The sequence below is a fragment of the Endozoicomonas sp. ONNA2 genome (assembly GCF_024606365.1).
Classification (GTDB): domain Bacteria; phylum Pseudomonadota; class Gammaproteobacteria; order Pseudomonadales; family Endozoicomonadaceae; genus Endozoicomonas.
In genome coordinates this window covers 1-1,433 of record NZ_JAHHPO010000036.1, presented here as the reverse complement: position 1 = coordinate 1,433, position 1,433 = coordinate 1, and the positions used below count along the sequence as shown (strand labels likewise).

Sequence of the window (1,433 nt, the reverse complement as noted above, 5' to 3'; positions counted from 1 at the left end):
ATTTTCGGACAGCCTCCTGGCTGGTGGGAGTCGAACCCACTGGATTTCAACGAATGATTTCAGTTCATAGCGCCCCAAGCCGCGGGCGGCTGAACATCTGCAACTAACAATCGTGCCAGTACGATGTAAGTTAGTCAGAAGGGTCGTTTATGCTCAGACAGTCTCCCGGACAGGCGTTTTTCTCAGCAGCTGCCTGAACAGTTTGTTTTTCGTTGAATCACGTGAAAAAACGCTGTCTTATTTCGGAACTATTTCTCTGAATTTCAGTCCAAGCAAGAATATATATGGGCCTGCAACAGCTTATGCACTGATGGCACAATTAAATAAAGGCTTACAAAACAATATGTTAAGGAGGTTGAAATGGATGGTGCTATCAATAGATTCTGCGAAACCTTACGTCTTTCACATTCACTTCGATTAGAGGAATGCGGAATTGATCAAAACAATCAATTTGTCTTTGGTCGCAAGGTTGAATTTGGTGAATACAAAAACCTGATTCGGGCATTGTCAAATAATCCAGATCTGAGACATTTGGCTAACAAAAGTGTTGTCTGCTCACAGGATCTTCCGTCCTTAAATTACCTTTGCAGTGCTAATGAAGTTAATAGAACATTGCGTGACGGGGTAACCCTGGCTACCTGTAATAATGGATTATTGGCTTGGGTCAGGCGCAAAAATATTGAACAAGCCTATGGGATAGTGAACTCTGTCGATTGGAGGATGCAATTAAATAGAGGTATTGCACAGGCAATCAAAGACAAGCTTGGAGGCAACGATAGTGATTATTATCAGGCGTCTCAGCAGAATCGAATACACGTTGGAGAATGTTTCACTTTTGACCTTATCGGCGAAGGCAAACCCCCTGATCTAACTAATTGCCAGGCAGTTCACAATGTATTGGTACCTGTAGCGACCGATGGAGCATTTATAAACCAGCTTAAAGATGCTGTTTTCAAGGTTTTTCAGGAGGCGGATGGTCGAGGGCTGAGGCGGATTTTCTGCCCTCTGCTCGGTTGTGGTAATGCCGGTGGCTCAGGACAAGACCTGGCAACAGCGGTTGCACTGGCCAGGGATGAATTTCGATCAACAGGCAAGCAGGTACCAGAACTGATTCTGGTGGGTATGTCTTCTTCAGATAAAGACAAGAAAGCTTGCAAGGCCTTTGAACAAGAATGGAATCAGTTAGTCCTTCAAAACCCTGCAACACCTTCACGACCCCCCGCAAGTCAGGTTCCCAGTGCTGGCGCTTCAACCTCCTTGTCTGCTGCTGTCACTGAAACACCTTTGGACCCCGGGGTAACACTGGTGACTTGCATGGGTGGTTTATTGACATGGGTCGGACGTGAAAATGCAAATGCCAGGATATCCTATGGGATAGTGAATTCTGTCGACCTTGGGAAGACATTAAGTTTCAGTAACGCTGACTAAAGCAC

The 1,433-nt window shown here is 45.4% G+C and carries 1 protein-coding gene; it reads left to right on the top strand.

All coding sequences use genetic code 11. From position 1 onward, the window contains the following. Positions 1-360: 360 nt before the first annotated feature. Positions 361-1,428 (top strand): macro domain-containing protein, encoded by a 1,068-nt coding sequence (locus tag KDK14_RS00455; protein WP_257263046.1) that lies wholly within the window; start codon positions 361-363, stop codon positions 1,426-1,428. Positions 1,429-1,433: the final 5 nt, after the last annotated feature.

Excerpts from the sequence above, each read along its gene's own strand:
- KDK14_RS00455 (WP_257263046.1), top strand. The coding sequence starts at position 361 with ATGGATGGTGCTATCAATAGATTCTGCGAAACCTTACGTCTTTCACAT.